19 protein-coding genes are annotated in these 18295 nt (G+C 61.0%); 8 read left to right on the top strand and 11 right to left on the bottom strand.

Features of this window, described 5'->3' with window-relative positions:
* The first annotated feature begins 224 nt into the window (after positions 1 to 224).
* Complete coding sequence (locus HSX43_RS19105) at positions 225 to 1310, top strand: replication initiator protein A (RefSeq protein ID WP_179381744.1); 1086 nt, start codon at positions 225 to 227, stop codon at positions 1308 to 1310.
* A gap of 17 nt (positions 1311 to 1327) precedes the next feature.
* Here HSX43_RS19105 and HSX43_RS19100 read toward each other — a convergent pair whose 3' ends face one another.
* The 7 genes from HSX43_RS19100 to HSX43_RS19070 all read right to left on the bottom strand — a co-directional run bounded on the left by HSX43_RS19100 (position 1328) and on the right by HSX43_RS19070 (position 7302).
* Entirely contained in the window at positions 1328 to 1537 is a 210-nt protein-coding gene (locus HSX43_RS19100; protein WP_179381743.1) for a plasmid partition protein ParG, read from the bottom strand.
* On the bottom strand, positions 1537 to 2187 hold the full coding sequence (gene parA, locus HSX43_RS19095) for a ParA family partition ATPase (protein ID WP_179381742.1): 651 nt from the start codon (positions 2185 to 2187) through the stop codon (positions 1537 to 1539). The genes HSX43_RS19100 and parA overlap by 1 nt, the downstream gene beginning before the upstream one ends.
* Before the next feature lie 185 nt (positions 2188 to 2372).
* Complete coding sequence (locus tag HSX43_RS19090) at positions 2373 to 3596, bottom strand: type II restriction endonuclease (RefSeq protein ID WP_179381741.1); 1224 nt, start codon at positions 3594 to 3596, stop codon at positions 2373 to 2375.
* Positions 3574 to 4047, bottom strand: coding sequence for a very short patch repair endonuclease (locus tag HSX43_RS19085; RefSeq protein ID WP_179381740.1), 474 nt, complete (start codon positions 4045 to 4047; stop codon positions 3574 to 3576). Before HSX43_RS19085 ends, HSX43_RS19090 begins: the two co-directional genes overlap by 23 nt.
* Complete coding sequence (gene dcm / locus HSX43_RS19080) at positions 4047 to 5393, bottom strand: DNA (cytosine-5-)-methyltransferase (protein WP_179381739.1); 1347 nt, start codon at positions 5391 to 5393, stop codon at positions 4047 to 4049. Before dcm ends, HSX43_RS19085 begins: the two co-directional genes overlap by 1 nt.
* A 125-nt stretch (positions 5394 to 5518) precedes the next feature.
* Positions 5519 to 6754 (bottom strand): Swt1 family HEPN domain-containing protein, encoded by a 1236-nt coding sequence (locus tag HSX43_RS19075; RefSeq protein WP_179381738.1) that lies wholly within the window; start codon positions 6752 to 6754, stop codon positions 5519 to 5521.
* A complete protein-coding gene (locus tag HSX43_RS19070) occupies positions 6751 to 7302 on the bottom strand; it encodes a recombinase family protein (protein WP_179381737.1) in 552 nt (183 codons plus the stop codon). Before HSX43_RS19070 ends, HSX43_RS19075 begins: the two co-directional genes overlap by 4 nt.
* Positions 7303 to 7522: 220 nt before the next feature.
* Between HSX43_RS19070 and HSX43_RS19065 the strand changes: the two genes are divergently transcribed.
* The 4 genes from HSX43_RS19065 to HSX43_RS19050 all read left to right on the top strand — a co-directional run bounded on the left by HSX43_RS19065 (position 7523) and on the right by HSX43_RS19050 (position 10919).
* Positions 7523 to 8011 (top strand): MarR family winged helix-turn-helix transcriptional regulator, encoded by a 489-nt coding sequence (locus HSX43_RS19065; RefSeq protein ID WP_179381736.1) that lies wholly within the window; start codon positions 7523 to 7525, stop codon positions 8009 to 8011.
* Positions 8012 to 8024: 13 nt separating this feature from the next.
* Positions 8025 to 9251 (top strand): MFS transporter, encoded by a 1227-nt coding sequence (locus tag HSX43_RS19060; RefSeq protein ID WP_179381735.1) that lies wholly within the window; start codon positions 8025 to 8027, stop codon positions 9249 to 9251.
* 403 nt (positions 9252 to 9654) lie between these two features.
* Positions 9655 to 10380 carry a hypothetical protein gene (locus HSX43_RS19055; RefSeq protein ID WP_179381734.1) on the top strand — a complete coding sequence of 242 codons (726 nt, stop codon included), beginning with the start codon at positions 9655 to 9657 and terminating at the stop codon, positions 10378 to 10380.
* A gap of 125 nt (positions 10381 to 10505) precedes the next feature.
* On the top strand, positions 10506 to 10919 hold the full coding sequence (locus tag HSX43_RS19050) for a hypothetical protein (RefSeq protein WP_179381733.1): 414 nt from the start codon (positions 10506 to 10508) through the stop codon (positions 10917 to 10919).
* Between the two features lie 387 nt (positions 10920 to 11306).
* On the opposite strand, the gene HSX43_RS19045 is transcribed toward HSX43_RS19050, so the two are convergent.
* From HSX43_RS19045 to mobQ, 4 genes are all read right to left on the bottom strand, one after another.
* Positions 11307 to 12740 (bottom strand): hypothetical protein, encoded by a 1434-nt coding sequence (locus HSX43_RS19045; RefSeq protein ID WP_179381732.1) that lies wholly within the window; start codon positions 12738 to 12740, stop codon positions 11307 to 11309.
* Positions 12740 to 13468, bottom strand: coding sequence for a hypothetical protein (locus HSX43_RS19040; protein WP_179381731.1), 729 nt, complete (start codon positions 13466 to 13468; stop codon positions 12740 to 12742). The genes HSX43_RS19045 and HSX43_RS19040 overlap by 1 nt, the downstream gene beginning before the upstream one ends.
* Positions 13468 to 14175, bottom strand: coding sequence for a DUF4123 domain-containing protein (locus HSX43_RS19035; protein ID WP_179381730.1), 708 nt, complete (start codon positions 14173 to 14175; stop codon positions 13468 to 13470). Before HSX43_RS19035 ends, HSX43_RS19040 begins: the two co-directional genes overlap by 1 nt.
* 152 nt (positions 14176 to 14327) lie before the next feature.
* Positions 14328 to 15569: a MobQ family relaxase gene (mobQ, locus tag HSX43_RS19030; RefSeq protein WP_179381729.1), complete on the bottom strand. Its 1242-nt coding sequence runs from the start codon at positions 15567 to 15569 to the stop codon at positions 14328 to 14330.
* 785 nt (positions 15570 to 16354) lie between these two features.
* Here mobQ and HSX43_RS19025 point away from each other — a divergent pair.
* From HSX43_RS19025 to HSX43_RS19015, 3 genes are read left to right on the top strand one after another with little or no spacing between them, the layout of a single operon-like run.
* Entirely contained in the window at positions 16355 to 16594 is a 240-nt protein-coding gene (locus HSX43_RS19025; RefSeq protein ID WP_179381728.1) for a hypothetical protein, read from the top strand.
* Positions 16587 to 16877 (top strand): mobilization protein, encoded by a 291-nt coding sequence (locus HSX43_RS19020; RefSeq protein WP_179381727.1) that lies wholly within the window; start codon positions 16587 to 16589, stop codon positions 16875 to 16877. Before HSX43_RS19025 ends, HSX43_RS19020 begins: the two co-directional genes overlap by 8 nt.
* Positions 16874 to 17437, top strand: a complete 564-nt coding sequence (locus HSX43_RS19015) for a hypothetical protein (RefSeq protein WP_179381726.1) — start codon at positions 16874 to 16876, stop codon at positions 17435 to 17437. Before HSX43_RS19020 ends, HSX43_RS19015 begins: the two co-directional genes overlap by 4 nt.
* The last annotated feature ends 858 nt before the right edge of the window (positions 17438 to 18295 follow it).

Here is an 18295-nt window from a genome sequence, read left to right as displayed (position 1 = left end):
TGGGTGTTATATGTGTGTTAGAATCTGTGTTACGCGAATCATGGTCCTTCATAAGTAACTGAATTTGCAATGTAAAAAGGCCTAATTTTCGGCCTTCGGTGGGTGATATTACGAAAGGGGGTGGGTGATATTACGAAAGGGGGTGGGTGATATTACGAAAGGGAGTGGGTGTGTGATACTACGAACCCCTTGCCTTGGTGGGTGAAATTACGAATAGTGCCTGTATGGTGGGTGAAATTACGAAACCGGATCGGACGCCTCTCCTCCCCTTGCGACACGCACAGGGAGATTTCTTTGTTTGCGACATCTTTGATGCAGCGCCCAAGGGCGACATGGCGTCGATGGCGCACCCGATCTTCACCCTTTCGACTAAGCCGGACACCAAGAAACGGCGCTACGTAGCGGCTGATGGAAAGAGCTACGTGGAGATCAGGCCCAACATGATAGGTCTCGCGACCGTCCATGACCGCGATGTGCTGATCTACTGCATTTCGCAGGTGATGGCGGCTCTGAATGACGGCAAACAAGTTCACAGAACCCTCCGATTCAAGGCTTATGACCTTCTTGTCGCGACGAACCGTCCAGTCGCCGGAACGGGATACAGCGGTCTGAAAGCCGCGCTGGAACGCCTCCAGGGAACGCAGATCGAAACTAATATTACCACGGGCGGCGTGGAACAGATTGACGGCTTCAGCCTGATAGACCGCTACCGCATTGTTCGCGAAACCCGTGATGGCCGGATGCTCGATCTCGAAGTCACCCTTTCCGATTGGGTCTTCAACGCTATCGCCGGGGATGACGTTCTGACGCTCAATCGCCGCTACTTCCAGCTTCGCAAGCCTCTGGAACGGCGTCTGTATGAGCTGGCCCGCAAGCAATGCGGGACGCAACCGGAGTGGAAATGCGGCTTGGACAAGCTGAAGGACCGAACCGGCTCCACGTCTTCCGACAAAGAGTTTCGACGTCTCGTCAAAGCCATCTGCAAAGCTGATGGGGAACACAACCACATGCCGGATTATGCCTTCAGAATGGAAGCGGACATCCTCACGGTGACGCCGAAACCGGAGTTTCTGGAGAACTACGCTCCCAAACCGGAACAGGACAAGCTGACCGGCGGCTACGTCCTGCCCCTCTCGCCCGACACACTGGAGCGGGCGCGGGAACTGGCTCCTACATGGGACATCAAGGTTCTGGTCGGAGAGTGGCGGAGCTACGCCGCCAGACAAAAGGAACCACCGAAAAACCCAGACGCGGCGTTCCTCGGTTTCTGTAAGAGCTGGTTCAAGAAACGAGGTCGCAACGGCTGGTAGGGCAATTACTCAACTACTCATTCTTTCAAATACTCGGACCAGAGATCACGGGTGATGTCTGAGATCGACCGACCTTCCTCGACCGCCTTCATCTTGATTCTGCGATACAGCGTCTCCTCGATTTCGGTATTGAGGCGCTTCTTCTTCTCTGTCGTCTCCGTGACTTCATGCAGGATGCGCTTGCGAGCCTCGTCGCCACGGCTTGGACGTTTGGCAGAAAGGGCCATCACGCGACCTCCCGTGCTGCGGCGACAAGCATCGCCAGTATTTCGTTGCTCAGCGCCGTGGTTTCCGCCCGCGCCTTCGCATTGTTAGTATCGAACACAGTCAGTCCTTCGGATGCCGTCTGGGGATAGACTTGGCGCTGCGTGATCGTCGTTTCACAAACCGGCAAGGCGTAATCGTCCAGCGCGGTTCGCACGTCGCTGCCCAGCCGGGTTCCCTCCACGATCCGGGAAACCACAAAACCGGCGCGCGGCGATCCATCCGTGACCTCCTGACGCGCCTTGATGAACTCGACAAGATCGGATGCGGCCCAGATGTCATAGGGCGACGGCTGAACCGGTATCAGAACAAAGTCGCTGACTTTGATACAGGCTGCGATCATGTCCTCCAGCTTCGCCGCACCGTCGATCACCACATGGTCGTAGTTTGCCGCCATACTGGCGAGTGTTTTGACGTTGTTGGGACGGTCAAGTGCGACCAGCTCGATAGGGTTGTCTTCGCTGGCTGCGTGCCAGTCACGGGCACTACCCTGTGGGTCGCTGTCCACGATCAGAACGGAATGGCCCAGCTCGTGCAGCGATCTGGCCAGATTGGTGCTGATCGTGGTCTTGCCGCTGCCACCTTTGGGATTCAGGACGGAAATTATGCTCATTGCTTTGCCTCATTTGTGTATTTACTCAAAAGTGTAACTGAGTATTTGAGGTGCAGCAAGTTTGGTGTGAATTGATGTCATGCAGACGCAGCAAGGAAGCGAGGGAGGCAAGGCACTCATTTACTCAAAAACTCATTTGAGGGCAGCGCGGGACAGGGGGACTCAGCGCGAATGCTGTAGACTTGCTATGGCTGCCCCTGTCGCGCTCCGACCTCGCCGATGAAATCACCGACAGACCAGAGCCAGCCGCGCTGCGCATTGGTGTAGCTGCCGTGAACAGGCGAGGGGACCACGAGCTGAAGGCCGGACGCGTCCATCTGATCTGTCTGCGGCTCCGAAATCCCCGGCTCCAGTGTCAGAAGGTGCTTGCGGCTGATCTTCTCGGCTTCCGCCAGAACCTGCCGCCAGCGATCCTTGCAGGTGGATTTTGCCCCCAGCATCGTCAGGCGTGCATCTCCACCGGCCGGAGCCGCCTGATAGGTTTCCAGATCGGGGAACAGGAAATCCGGCTTGTGCTTGTGTTCTGTGACAGCGCCCCGGACGTGCCGGATGTCATGCGCCCTGAGAACAGCGGCCATGTGGTTTTCCAGCGAATGCCCCATGCGGGATTTGCGGCGGTTCTGGACACTCAGGGAAAAACTGATGAAGCCGTCCACGTCCGTGCCGTCCGCGCTCGTGAACCCCGCCTCGATCCGCGAGGATACGACCCGGCGCTCAAGCCGCCGGAACAGGGCTTCCTCGTGGTCCAGCCACGCGATGAGCGCCGCATCCGGGTCATCCTCGGCACGGACCTCGGGCAGGGTGAGGCGGGCAAGATCGGAAAACTCGGCCGTCTTCGGGAATGTCGTGCCGAACTTCTCGATGATGCTGTCCAGCTTGTCGGCTTCCGGTTCCTCGAACTCGATGCCGATCTCGTCCAGAATGAAGCGCGCGGCAAAGTCTAGCTCCGGCTCCTCGTCGGAAAACTCACGGGATACGAACGACTTGCCCTCGGGACGCAGACCGAACAGCCAGAAAAGCTGCTGCTCGCTTGTCGATCCCTCTGGGGCCACAATGAACCACAGAACGCCGCCCTGATCCTTTGCAAGGAACAGGGTGTCTCCTGCCTTCATGGCCTCTGTCACAGGGTTTGAGGGGTAGTAAAGCCGCCATTCAGTTCTGCTAGGAATCTCCAGTCGTGCGTCGTAGTGTGTGGCCCAGCTCTCTTCAGTGAACCCTTCCTGATCGCCACCAAGCCAGATGTAGATCGCCGGAAATTTCTGCTTGTGTGTTTCGCCCAGGAAGTCGTCGCGCATCTTTACGGTCGTTCCAACCTCGTGCTGATTGGATGTCTTCGGCTCGGCGTCCACGGCGGACAGGCGCTTGACCCCGACACCCTCGAAATAGTCAGACAGTTGCCCGCGTTTCATCCCCGCTCACCTCCAGTGTTTTTATATCTGATTTCAACCATATGGCACATTGGTCGACAACGCTGTCAAAGGGCAGGCGGGTCTTGCCCTTCAGGGCACATTCCCAGACTGTGCCGATGCGCCAGCCTGCCTCGGCAAGGGCCTCACGCTGCTGCCAGTCGCGCTCGATGTTCCTGCTGATCTTCTCGCGCCAGAAATCCTCCCGGCTCTTTGGCCAGCGGAACAGATGGCAGTCATGGGCGTGCCAGAAACAGCCATGAACGAAGAGAACGGCGTTATAGCTGGTGAACACGAGGTCCGGTTTTCCGGGAAGATCTTTGCGATGCAGTCGAAAGCGGAATCCGCGCCTGTGAAGCGCAGACCTGATTGCCAGCTCGGGTTTGGTATTCTTTCCTCTGATCCCCGCCATCATCCGGCTTCGGACGTTGGTGGAAACGATGTCGGCTGGCATCAGTCCACCGTGATCATACGCTCCAGCTCGGAAACCAGCGGTTCGCCCTCCTCCTGCGGGATATCGGCTGTGCGCCGCGCCAGACGGGCTGGAGGTTGGGTCTCGGCCAGTGGAAGCATCGCCTGGACGGGGTTGGGAATTTCCCGTCCGTCCAGCTCCATCGCTTCAGCGATCCACGTCTGCATGAGCTGCGCGACCGCGTTCACGACCGGTACGACAACCGCATTGCCGAACTGGCGATAGGCCTGCGTGTCGGAAACAGGGATTTTCCAGTTGGTCTGTCCGGGCTTCTCGAACCCCATGAGACGCGCGCATTCGCGGGGTGTCAGACGGCGCGGGCGATTGCCCTTCTGCTCGATCAGGATTTCGGAGCCGTCCTTGTAGTAGCGGGCGGACAGGGTGCGGGCCACGTCATTGGGGCCGAACAGCGAAAAACCAAACCCGTTTCCAGCGCTGCGGTGCTTTTCCTTGTAGCCCTGAAGGTAGGTCCACATGTGTTCGGTCAGCGTGTATTTCGGATCGACCTTCTTATCGAGGATCGCGCCAAGGGTCGGGCCGTCGCCTTCCGGTATGGCGAGTTGGTCAAAATCGAACTCGATGCTGTGATCCTTGAAGCCAACGATGAAGATGCGCTCGCGTTTCTGCGGCACCCACGCTGTCGAGCTGATGACCTTGTGAAAGACACGGTAGCCCAGCTCTTTCTCCAGCACATGGATGATCGTGGCGAAGGTCTTGCCGCCGTCATGGCGCTCAAGGTTCTTCACGTTCTCCAGCAAGAAGGCAGGGGGCCGGTGATGGTCGATGATCTTGGCCAGATCATAGAACAGCGTGCCCTGCGTGTCGCACAGAAAGCCGTGGGGACGGCCAAGGGCGTTCTTCTTGCTGACGCCCGCAATCGAGAACGGCTGGCACGGAAAACCGGCCAGAAGCACGTCATGGGCCGGGATTGTCTCCGGGGCATCCGCATAGGGCCGCACGTCCTCCGCGAAAACATGCTCACTGTCGGCAGGCTCGGGGAAGTTGGCGCTATAGGTCTCGCGGCTGAACCGGTCCCACTCGGCCGTGAACACGCAACGCCCGCCGATGGCCTCGAAGGGAAGGCGCAGCCCCCCGATCCCGGCGAAGAGGTCGATGAACCGGAACCCGGTGGGTCGCTCGCCTGTGCAGCGCGCATCGGCTGTCTGGCGCAGCTTCTCCAGCCGGAGCTGGTCGATCCGCTTGCCTTCGCCCTTCATGTTGCGCCGGATCGTCCGGTCGCTCACGCCTAGAAGCTCCGCCGCCGTGTCGATGTCGAGACCGGCGCGCTCCATCAACTCTGCAAATTCTATCCGTGGATGCGCGTTCATATGCCTGCCCCTGCTCTGTGTCTGTTATTGACAACATGTCATAATCTGTCCCAGCGGCTTTGGGAACCCTGTTTATGCCATTTGTTCACATTTTGTTCTAACGTGGCGTTAAGGGAAAATTGGCGTCACATACGAATGCCAAGGGCACGCAGAATGCGGGTGCCTTCGGCGAGAAGGATCAACTGGTCAGACCTGACCAAAGGGCGATTGTGGCCGATGGTGTTCCTGACCGGAGCAAGACGCTGCATCGAAACCTGAAAATCCTCTTTCGAGACGAAGAACCTTTGGAAAGCCTCCTTCCAGTTCCGGCCTTCGCAGATGATGTGCATAAGCTCCATGAAGTCAGCGTAGTAGAGGATAGGAAAGGAGTCTCCGCGCTGCTCGTGTTCCGCTGTTTTCCGGTCCTGCCACTTCCTGCGAAGATCGCCGTGAACCCTGCGTCGCAACCAGGCCTCTCCCTCGATCCTCTGCAACTCCGTTTCGATCAAAGCTCTGAGGCGGTTCTCGATCTCTCCAAGCAGGCCAGCGTGCTGCGGATCGTAACGACCGACTTCGCCGCCATCCGTCCTGACCGGCGCGACCGCTTCAATGCGCAGCTCGAAGCCCGCCGAAAACAGGACCTCGGGGTATGTTTCTTGCGGGAAGGCGACAATCTCAGCATTCAGCCCTGCGTCGATCTGTGCGGCTTCCCGGTCGTCCGGGGACTGGTGTTCATCAAAAGCTACCGGCTCCCCCAGCTCCTCGGCAAACACTTCCACCACCGCCGGATTGAACGGCTCCGCCATGCCGGAAATGTCATGCAACCGGGCGATACGGGCAAAGCCGACAATCGAGACGCCAAGGTGATCCTCGATTGCCCACGGGGTCCCGAGCTGTGCCATTCTGTCAGCCAGCGAGGTCTGCCACGTCTCAATGCGCTGGAAGTGTTCCTGAAGCGGATGCACGGCCTGGGCTGCCGCAAGCGAAAAGCTCTGGAGCTGGTCCGCCATTGGAACAACGGCATGGTGCACATTCGTGACCAGGTGCTTCAAATGCGCGTCGATCCGCTGCAAAGCCTCGAAGGTCTCGGGTCTTGCTAGGGCGCTATGTGCGGCCGCTACCGCGCCTGACACCTCTGCCCATTGCTGCGATTTGGTGAATGCGTCGAATACGGCATGGGTTGTCGTGACAGAGTCTATCAGTCTCTGGATGTCGTTCTGCTCAAGCATCCGCGCAGCCTGCATGGCAGGGGAGTTCTCAAGCTCGCGAAGCGCCCTTGTCGCTGGATCGGCTTCCATCTGGCGGATCGCCTTCTGCAAAGGGCTTTCACTCAACTCCAGCGCCCGGCGCACTGCGTCGTTCTTGAACGGATCACTGCTCATGCGCTTTCACCGACCCGGCGCACCGTTCTGACGCTGACTTTGAAAAGGCTCGCGATTTCGCCAACCGGGCGCTGCTCGATGTCACGCAGGCGACGCACCTCGTCCTTCTGAGCGGGTGACAGGGCAGGGGGCCTGCCCCCGATCCGACCGCGTTTGCGGGCCGACGCAAGCCCTTCCCTTGTCCGCTCGGAAATCCGCTCCCGTTCAAACTGCGCGATGGATGCGAAGACGTGGAACACGAGACGGCCGGCCGGCGTCGTTGTGTCGATATCCTCGGCCAGGGACCGGAAGCCGGCACCGCGCTCGCGGATCGTCTCGACGATCTCCAGAAGGTCTTTCAGCGAACGGGCAAGGCGGTCGTATTTCGTGACAGTCACAACGTCGCCGTCGCGGAGCTGCTCCAGCATCCTGTCCAGCTCGGGACGCTCGCGCTTCGATCCGCTGATCCTGTCCGCAAACAGCTTACCAGCTCCAGCCCCTTTCAGGGCGTCGGTCTGGGCATCAAGATTCTGGTCGTCAGTGCTGACGCGGGCATATCCGATAATCATGCCGTGATCTGGCCAGAAAGGTGGGGTTTTGTCCAGATTGCGGCAGCGCGAAAAATGGCGGCTCTGAGCCCACTTTATCGGATGCTGCACTGCGCACGAATGACGGCTTCTCTCAGGAGTTGCTTAAATTGCGGCATGGTGTTCCGAAGCACATGAATGAATTTCTTCATGGAGTTGACGGTCTTGCAAATTATGATAGCGCAATTATAAAAGCACTATCATGACATCTTCATTTAAGAAACCTCGTAGCCTCCTCGCGCCCGTCACCTCCCTCTCGCGCAAGGTCGAGACGGCGATTGCAGCGTTGTACAAGGCGGAGGGCGTGGAGGGCGTCCGCCCGCGGTTTTCCATGGCGCTGATTGGGCTTGCGGACGAGGGTCCGATGACGATCCGCGACCTCGCCGCCTTCACTCGTGTGACGCATGGCGCGATGAGCCAGTCCGTGAAGGCGATGCGCGAGGCAGGCCTCATTGACACGCAAACGGGGGAGGATGCCCGCAGCGTCGTCATATGCCTTAGCGAGGCAGGCCGAGCGGCGGTGCCGTTCCTCGAGGCTGAGTGGGATGCAACGGAAGCGATGCTCGCCGAACTAGATGCTGACCTGCCCTATCCGCTGACACGCGTGATGGAGGATATCCGCACCCGGCTGGAGCAAGAGCCTATCGTGGACCGTCTCGCGCGCCACATGCGTGCGCGCCGCCCAGACTAGGAGCGCCCAGGCATTGCTGCGCTTACTCGACCTGTCGCCCCTGCGCGACGATCCGGCATTCCGTGGCCTCTGGGCTAGCACCACTTGGCAGATGCTGGGCGGCCAAGTCTCTGCCTTCGCAATTCTGTTTCAGATGTGGGAGACCACGGGCTCAACACTGATGACGGGAGCGGTGGGGCTCGTCGTAGGCGCGGCTACCGTCGCCTTCGGCCTCTGGGGCGGGGCGCTCGCGGACCGAAGGGACCGCAGGACGCTGATGGTTATTGCCAACGTCGGAGCGTTGCTATGCGCAGTGGCTCTGGTCGTCCAGGCTCTCGCAAACGTGACGTCACCAGTTGTTTTGCTCGCTCTCGCTGCCGGACAGGCGGGAAGCGTCGCGCTCGGACAGCCTGCGCGACGGGCGATGGTGCCTGACATACTGCCGCGGGACCGGATCGGAGCTGGGATCGCCCTGAGTTATGCCAGTTTTCACGGCTCGATGCTGGTAGGCCCGGTGATTGCTGGGGGGCTCACAGGGATAGCGGGACTTGCAGAATCATATGTGCTTGTCCTCCTTGCATTTTGGCTGGCATTCCCCGGCCTTCGCCGTTTGCCGCGAACCGAAGAGGCGGGTGGACAACCCAACCCGGAAGGTGACGGAATTCTCGCAGGATTGACGACCATCACGGCCCGGCCCATCCTGCGCGGCACGCTCCTGACTGATCTCGCGGCGATGCTCATGGCGATGCCAGTGGCTCTCTTCCCCGCCTTAAATGAGGTTCGCTTCGAAGGGGCTCCCGAGACGCTGGGGCTATTTTTGGCGGCACTTGCCGCAGGCGGGGTCGCTGCGACAGCCCTCTCGGGTGGCGTATCCGCACACCCCCGCCCAGGAAAGATACAACTCATAGCGGCGGCCACTTGGGGTGTCGCGCTTTTAGGGGCGGGTTTAGTTCCGAATGGCTGGGCGACGCTAGCGTGTATTGCCGCCGCCGGAGCCGCGGATACGGTCGCTGCCATGACCCGTGCTACCATCGTGCAACTCTCTTGCCCGCCCAAACTACGTGGTCGCGTAGTAGCCGCCGAGCAGGTCGTCGGCATCGCCGCCCCGCAGGTCGGGAACTTCCGTGCCGGAGCGTTGGGAACCATACTGCCCATTGGGGTGGCGCTCGCGGCAGGCGGCGCTCTTTGCGCTGTTTCTGTGCTCGTGATCGCGCGCACGCATCCGAGCCTTACTAAGTTTCGCGTGGAGGACACGACATAAGCGCTCGTCCCCTAAGGAGCACAGCTGTGCAACGCGGCAAGGCTTTTACAGAAAAACGGACCTTGGTGCTTTGCACAGCGAACGGTGGCTTTGTCCGCACTGCGGACCTCGCCGCCCTTCGCAACCAATAGGCGCAAAAACGTGACAAAACCCGTTATATTTTGCCGGGGGTTTTTGTCCAGCCCAAGCGATTGATCTAGCGTGGGGCAGGGGAGACCGGCACAAACGACCGTTTTTGGTAGATGCGTATTCTTGTCTGCACAACTGAGAACTCAGTGAAGCACCTTTCCGGTACTTGAGCGAGCCTACCTCTCCCCTTGCACCTTCCATTTCAGCTGGGACTGTAGACCGGTTTCTTCCTCGTTATCTCCTGATCATCAGAACTGAAAACTGGAGAAAGAAGATGCTGAAAATTCTTACAACAACAATGATGGTATCAGTCACCCCGATCGCCAGCTTTGCATCGATAGATGCTGTGGGCCCTACGCCTACAAGCGAGTTTGTTCTGCTCAAAGGTCCAGACGATATCTCTTGCAAGGAAGCCCTCGACATCATTGGCAACACCAACAGTTCGTTTGTTGATTACGAATATGCGACGATCAAACGAGAGGCCTGCCAGACCGAAGAGTACAACAAGCGCGCGGAAGAGGCAGGAAGCAAGAAACGGCGCATTGTCATCACGACCATCGACCCCAGTGCCAGTCAAGACGAGCAGAAGTATTTCTTCGATACACTTGAGATCGAAGACGTCTCCCGGGCATATGAACTCTGTGACAAGGTGGTGACTCTTGGAGGCGCTAGCGAAATTGACTTCACAGGCTTGATTGAAGCTTTTTCAGGTGTTACTTGCGGAAGCTTTGCAAAAGCAGCTCTTGAAGATGATCCACTTCTGATCGTTGCACCTATGATCTTGCCCGGTTTGAATCTGCTGGAAAGCAACAAGATTACTCGCGGTTTGGCAAAGGATGTTCATGAGGCAGCATCACACATCATCACTGAAATCGGTGAAGAAGTGGCCGAGGCGAGTGAAAACCTGTTTGATGATGATTTGGATGCTGTGGATTTGGTGGCACCAATTGTCACGACTCCAATCGCTGGAGTAAAAAAGCTGCTCAAGAAAATCTTCTAGATTTTCCTGCTAAGCCAATCATTGGGTGCCCCGTATTTTACGAGGCACCTCAAGCAATCTAAACAAGAGTGTAAAGGTTCACGAAAATTATGCCTCTTAATCTAGTCGTCAAACTTACTTTGACCTTGGCTTTCATTAACCTTGCCGGTACCGTAAAGGCGGAAGCACGCTTCACCAAGCAAGGTCAGCCGATTGAGCCAGAACTTTGGGCCGAGGATGCGAGAATTGATCCGCTCATGTACTTTGTTTTCGTGCCTGAGCGGCTAACGAGGCATAACAAGTGCGCCGACAACTACAGCTACGAGCGAGCGCTCGAGTTCTTCGAAGTCTTCAACGCCTTGGTAGTCGAAGGGGTGATGGATGATCTGGACGTACGAATTGTGTGGACGATGCGTGAGTGTCTTGCCAATGACGAAATGATCTCGGCCCTCGGTGTTACGAGAAACACGTACTTTGATCGCGTTTGCCGGATCAGAACTACTTTGCGTGAGGCCTTTGAGAAGCCAACATGGAAATGTGCCGTTCAGTTGGAAGAGTAAAATAGCAAAACAGGCGACCCTTCACTGGGTCGTCCGTTTTGCCTTGGGTTTGTGGCCAAACCAGCCGGCTGACCCGATGAACTATGCCCTATTCAGAAAGTCGGCTGTTCAAGTCTGCCAAGACATCGCTTGCAACGTCCTCCACATCTCCACCGTCGCGCACGGCAATAGTGTTACCGGTCTGAGAATCATGATCGAGGCGAAGAACTGGACGGCCTGGGATACTTAGGTGGAACCTAGAGGCAAAGCCTGTGTCGTAAACCTCTTCGACTCCGGCGGACCAATACTTCTCGAAGTATTTTGTAAGGCTCCGACAATCTTCGTTAGTCGGCGCTGCAACCACATCACAAGCGACACCCGTATCGGTTTTCATCAGGACAAGAGGCTTCATTCCAAACCTAACTTTTTGTTCACGCTACCACGTGATCGCTGCGAGGAAGCTATAATTTCATTGAACACATCGTCACCCCCGAAGCCCTTAGCGCGGGTTCTTGCTACGATCTGATCCCATGTGAGGTTCGGGTTATCTCGTGCCAACTGCGCTGCCAGTTCCCTATCAGCCATCAAATCCCGAGCTTGCGTCCGTGCAGCGTTTCGTAGTTGGTGCGCTTGCCTCGCTTGCGCCTCCAGCGGCGCGTTCGGATCAAGTCGCTCTGGGATGAGGCGTTCCTGTTCAAGATACCATTCTCGTGCCGCTTTATTGTCGAGCGAACCCGGACGGGGGGCACGTCCCCAGATCCTGGTCTTGGCCACCCCTCGTGCCACAAGCACGCCTGCGCCGCTGAGAAGCGCGCCGCCCAGGCCGCCCGTAGCGGCCCCCAGTGCTGCCCCGTCGAGGCGTTCGAGCGGGGTGCCGGTGTCGTTGCCCGCGCCCGTCAGGCCGCCCGTCACGGCACCGGCACCACCGCCCGCGATCATCGCACCGCGGGCACCTTGTCCTGTTCGCGCCGCAGCCCCCGCCGCGCCACCCACGGGAATGAACACAGTGGGTATCGCGCCCAGAACCTCGCCGCCGAGATAGGCACCGGGGTTCGACAGGCGGCGCTGGTCGGCAACGTGGCGGCGGGCCGCGACGTGCTCCTGATAGGTCCGACCGTCGAACAGGCTGCCCAACCCGGCAGCGATCTCGTCGCTGAACCCGAAGGTCGCGCTGGAATCGGCACCGCCGCCAATGCTCTCGCCCACGCTCGCGCGCTGTGCTCCGGTTACCAATCGATACTGGTTCCACGCATCGTCGCGGCGGCGATGGTATTGCGACAACGCTCCAGCGCGCAGGCCTTCCCCTGTGGCGACATGAGCGGCGATATCGCCCAGTCCCCGCGCGCCGCTCCATGCGCCTTCGAAGTAGCCTCGATCCGCTTCGACCATTTCGCCCGCGTTTAACCGGCGTTCATGCTCGGCATCGAACGCGGCCCGGTCCATACCGGCGGGGAACCCCTTCCACTGCGACTTTGCGTTGGCCCGCACCGCATGGTCGCGCTGTGCCGCCTCGATGCCCGCCTCGGCCTCGTCCATGGCCGCATCGGTGCCGTAGAGGACGTAGAGCTGCGTGACAGGCTGCGGAATCTGATGGCGAGGAGACTCGCCCTGCTCGTCCAGGACGCCCTGCGCCACGCGCTCCCCGGAAACGAGGTCGTAGATGCGGTAGCCCAGGCCGGGGATCGGCTGACCTGTGCCCTCGTCAATGGCCCCCGCCTCGACCCAATTGTCTGGGCAGGTGGCGCAGACCTGGCCGACCGTGCCGTCGGGCTGGGCGTCGGCCCGTGCAAAACCCTGCCCGACCCCGCCGGGCTGGCTCGGTCGCTGTCCGGGGCCGGCCATCAGGCGAACCCTCCGTAGAACGCGCCCAGCCCGTCACAGAGCTCGGCCGGACCCGACGCCTGCTCTACCGCCGCCCGTGCTTCCGCCAACAGCGGATCATCGAACCAGTAGCTGCCGTGAAGCAGCGCGCCGCCCGCATAGGCCACGCGGCGCTGCGGCTCGCGCAGCCCATAGCCATCCGCCTGCGTGAGGACCGCATCAAGGAAGGCCGCATGGATCGGGGGCAGCGCCATGGCCGCCTGCGGGATCAGGCCACGCAACGTCGCCGCGACGACCTCGCGTTCGGGAACGCCCTGGACCGGGACGGCGCACGTCCGGATCCGCTCGACCAGGTCCGCCCCCCGGACGTCCGGTCCCACGCCATCGTCGGCGGCCAGCACCCACATCTCAACCCCGTCGCAGAACAGGTGCAACCGCCGGTCCTGCGGCACGTCGAGCTGGGCGAGGCTCTGTTCGATCAGCGCCGCGAAGCGCGGGTCGTGGGGGAAGTGCGCGCCCAGGGCGAGAGCTGCCACGATCAGCTTGTACGTCTCGCGCTTGCCCATGATGCGGTAAGTCACCGCGTAGTCACGTACCATACGGCAGAACGCCTGCACCGTTCCGGCATCCGCCCCCAGGGCGTCGAAATGCGCGGGATACAACTCCATCAACTCGCCCGCGACCTCGCGGTCCCAGCGGGAGGCGGCTTCGCGCTCGGCCGCCTCGAAAAACTCTGCAGAAAGCTTCATTATTCCGCCACCTCCACTTGCCGGGCAGGGTTGATCACGGTGGCCTGCGACAGGCGCGGGTCGAGCGCGACCACGCGAGCGACGGGCTTCAGGAAACGGGTGCCATCCTGCGTCCCGTCTAGCGTTTGGATCGACCACGCGCACCAGCGCGGCTCCCAGAAGCGGGCATAATACCATCTCCCATCCTCGTCCCGCACTTTGGTGAACTTGCGCAGGTGCTTGCGCACCGCGTCGAGTGCTTCCTGCGACCGCAGGAAGATGCCGGGTTCCTTGTCCCAAAGATGGTTGGGGCCGTCACCCCGAGTGAAGAGGGCGCGGGTGAGGCCATGGCTCTCTTCCAGCCGTACCAGCCACGGAGCAACGTCACGCAATTCGCTGGCCGCTTGACCCTGGAACAGACAGGCGTGATCGAGGCCGGAGCCGTCGAGCATTTCGGGCAGGCCGGGCACGCGGGCGGCATCGAGGACGGCGTAGGTGTGAAGCGGCAGAACGCTCCGGCCTGCGATGATGTCGGGCTGACCGAACAAGGGATCGCGAAGGGCTGTGGGGACGCTCAGAGGCTCGGCCACCCCCAGCTGATCGTCCAGCGGCTCTACCCCCTCGATGGTCTCGACAGTGATGGCAGACTCGGCCTCTGCCCCCTCTCCCTTGGCGGTCTCGCCGGGGAGATTGGTCCAGTAGTCGCCGCTTTCTGCGCCTGTGGTCATACGGTGCCTGTCCTGCCGGATCGCCGTTTCCCGCAGACTGCGCCACGGCGGAAGGGAAGGCCAGCCGCACGAAGACGATGGGCGGTCGATGGCCCGCAACCGAACCGGGGGCCCGTTCGGTATGGACTTCCGACAAACGCGCACAGCCCGACTCAGATGCTATAGTCTGACCCTCGATCAATGCTGCGCCCGGTCTCGACGTCACGCTCCTTGGCCGCCTCGCGTTCTTCTTCGATCTCCAGCCTCTCGCGGGGCGTGTTGAGCACGTCCTTCAGCCGATCGTTGACGGACGGCCTGCCATCCTCGCGCCCGGACCCGTCGTCCACCCCGGATGCCCCCCGCCCCAGGACGCCCTTCAGGCGCTCCTGTACGGTCTCGCGGCCGTCCGACCCCGGCACGGCGCCCCGGTCTCCGGATCGGCCCACGACCCGCGCCAGACGCGCGCGCAGATCCTCTCCTGGTCGTTCAACCGCGTGCTCCTGAGCCGCTGCCGCGCGAAGGGCTGCCAAACCGGCGGACACACGCCCCTGCCCTGCATCCCGCCCGGCCCCGTAAGTCTCTCGCGCGATGTCCAGACGCTCGCGCAGCTCACGGAACGCGGCCCGGGCCTGACGGGCAGCATGAACCACGGCCCCGCGTTCGGTGACCGGCACATAGTCCCGCCCCTCCCGCGCGGCCATCGCCTTGGCCCGCCGCTCCATCGAGTTCGCCGCTGGCCCCAGCTTCAGCTCCGGGTCGCGGTCCAGTTCCTCGGCCGACAGCTGGTCCCCCCGATCCAGCGCCGCCTCGCGCTGCTTCTCAAGCGACCGATGATCGACCCGCTCCACCTTCCCTGCCCGCTCCAGCGCGCGGTTCTGCAACTCAGCCCAGACCCCGCGCATCTGCTCGATCTCGACGCCGCCGGTCTTCGCGGAATCGAGCACACGCGTCTTGGCCGTGAAGCCCTCCGGCTCCAGCTTCCGGGTGGAGGTCAAGACGTGGGCATGGTGGTTCCGCTGATCGCCTTCCCGGTGCGGCGCGTGGATCGCCACATCGACAGCCACACCATAGCGGCTGACCAGCGCCTCGGCGAAGTCGCGGGTAATCCGGGACCGGTCCCCGGCACTGATCTCGGACGGCAGGGCCAGCTCCCATTCACGGGCGGTGACGGAGTTGCGACGGGTCTCACTGGCCTCGACCTCGTTCCAGAGACGGGACCGATCCTGCGCCCAGGCGGGAGCATTTTCTGGGGCGACGATGAAGGTCTCCTCGATGCCCTGCTTGCGGGTGTAATCGTGGACGCGGCCTTCGCGCTGGCACTCGATGCGCTCCCCGCCACGGTAAGCGGCGGCTGCCGTGGCGGAGCGCCCGGCGCTGCGTTTGATCGTCTTCACAGAGAGGTGGTAGCTGGCCATCAGCGCCCCCCTCGCCGGAGACGGGAAGACCACCGACGCGCGCCGCAACTGACCCCGGCCGATGGTCCTGCATCGGCCGCCGGGTCCGCTGTCTTTTCCCCGCAGGCTCGCCCGTCAACAGGCTGGGGCCTGCGGGGAAAAGACAGCCCGTTCGAAGCGAGCCCTTGGCTCTCTGAGGCGCGGGCGGTTTGCCAAGGGCAAACCTGGTATCGCGCAGCTGCACCAGCACCGCCGCGCGATACCTCCCGGAAGGGAGACGCCAACACCAGACCGGCCCCCACCGTGGGGCATCGGGCGAGGTGCTGGCACGACATTGCGGGATGCGATCCAACGGCTGACGTTGGCCTCGGAGAGTTTGAGAGGCCGGGAGGGCCTTTCATTCCGGCGCGCATTGCGTCGGATGGAGTTCGCCATCGGCTGAGGCCCTGCCTCAAGGAGATCGCACGCAAATCTCGGAGAGGCCCGGCAGGGTATCGGAGAGTTTGCATAAGTGCGCCCTTGTCCTTCACAGGCCTACGGGTTCACCCTAGCGATTGAGCCTATCCCGGCAACATCGAACCGGCCTCCAGAGCCCGATCGGTGGAAATGGCCCGGAAGGTAGCCTTTCTTATATCCGAAAAGACACCCTCTGTCGTTTCCGCTTTTCCTCCCCTCTTTTCCGTGACTCGATGCCGCAAACACCCACAGTGCGAGACGGATCGATGCAACAGCAAAGCACCGCCACGGGGGCCGGGAATGCCCCCTACCCTCTTGAGGCGTTCCCCGGTGATCCGGTCCCCGAAGGCGTGATCGACGCGACCTTCCTTCAGGGGGTCTGGGGCAAATCGCAGAACCTGTTCTCCTGCTTCCGCACCAGCGACGGCGTATCCTTCCGGCTCGTCACTTTCTCCCGCAACAACTACGCGCCCTACAGCGAGGGGCCCTCCATGCGCTACGCCCGGAACGGAGAGCGCTACCGGCTGGAGATCGGCCGGTCCCGGGATGGGCGCCCCACCTTCCTCAAGGCGGAGTTGCTCAATGGCTGAGACCGAACTCGAACGCGCCGAGAAACGCTACGCCCAGGCCAGGGCCCGCCTTCAGGCCTTGCGCAATCGGGAGGCCACCCGACAGCGCAAGATGGACACCCGGCGCAAGGTCATCCTCGGGGGCGCGCTGCTCGATCTGGCGGAGCGAGATTCCGGGGCCGCCGCTATGGTCGACCGCCTGATCCGCAACCTCGCCCGTGAACAGGATCGCAAGGCCTTCGCCGACTGGACGGGACCGACTGGTTCTCCCGCCGCCGGCTCTCCCGACCAGGAGGATGCATGATGCAGGACGACAGTTTCGAACGTTACGACGAACCCGACATGGCCGAGACGCTGGATCTCCTGGGAGAGGTTGTCGCGAATGTCTCGGCCCGGGTCGATGATCAAACAAAGGCGCTGGAGAGCCTGCGGAAGACGTCTGTGGAGACGCGGCAAGCCGCGTTCGCGGCCCGCGCCCAGACGGACCCGAAGCGCTATGGCGAGATCGTTGGCGACACGGTTGACCAATACATCGGTGAGACGCTCGACCGTCTCGAAGACCATAGCCATCTGTTCATGGGTCAACTGAAGGCACTCGTCGAGATTACGAACGCGGCTCAGAAGGCTACGGATCAAATACGCACCAGTCTGGCGAAACAGGACGCGGAGCGCAGACGCGTCCGGACAGTTCTGCCCTATGTCGCGCTGGCGTTCGTGGCCCTTCTGGCCGTCCTCCCCTCATTTGCCGGACGTTTCGAGATCGGATGTACCATCTATTGGGGCAGCTGGAACGCGTTCGGGAATTACTGCGTCCTGGCCCCCGACAGTCCGCCCTGGTTCCTGCCCGGGTGGAACGGCCCATAGGCACAGCAAGGACGGCTGACAGGGGCCCGGTTTTGACCTTGTGAGCCTGAACCACCGGGTATCTCCGTCTTCTCTGTCCTGCCTCCCAACAGGATGGACGCCTACATCCGCTGGCTGCGCTTCGTCGTCTCTCAGAGGCTTCAGGACAGCGCAGGGAACGCTGACGGGGCCACAAACGCACCAGCGGCCTTTATCAGCGCCTGGAGGCCCTCTGACGCCTCCCCTGCCCTTTCCGGGGCTCCAGCGGCCCCTTAGAGCGCCGCAGGGCGGCTGAGAGCGTCGAACCCCACGTTGGGGCCCGCTGTTCCTCCTCGACGAGTTCGCCGCCTTGGGCCGTCTGGAGGCCGTGGAGCGCGCCATAGGACTGATGGAAGATCAGCACGGGCAAGATCATCGAACGAATGAACGATGTTATCAGCGGCCTGATCCGTACCTCGAACTACACTCGACGGTGCTCAAGGATGCGGAACAGCATCGGTTGGCCGTAGAGTGCCAGCTCTGGAGCGGGGAACAGAAGGTGGATTGCTTTAGAAGCCATCTTCCATGGTTTGGTCTGGGTGCTGTCGGTCTGATTCTTATTTCGGCGGTGACGCATCCCTGTTTCGTAGCCAACAACGTTTCCTTGTGCGCTGTCCTTGGAGCTTCTTGGGCCACGACAACCAGGGGTGTTGATGCCTGTGTGTTCTATCAGTGGTGAGCGGTTAAGTGCTGACGGCGATCAGCTCTGGCCGAGAAGCTGGGTGTTATATGTGTGTTAGAATCTGTGTTACGCGAATCATGGTCCTTCATAAGTAACTGAATTTGCAATGTAAAAAGGCCTAATTTTCGGCCTTCGGTGGGTGATATTACGAAAGGGGG

It is taken from the genome of Jannaschia marina, from assembly GCF_013404595.1.
In the GTDB taxonomy this organism is placed as follows: Bacteria; Pseudomonadota; Alphaproteobacteria; order Rhodobacterales; family Rhodobacteraceae; genus Jannaschia; species Jannaschia marina.
The sequence above is the reverse complement of the archived record's forward strand: the minus strand, read 5'-3'. Positions and strand labels throughout refer to the sequence as shown.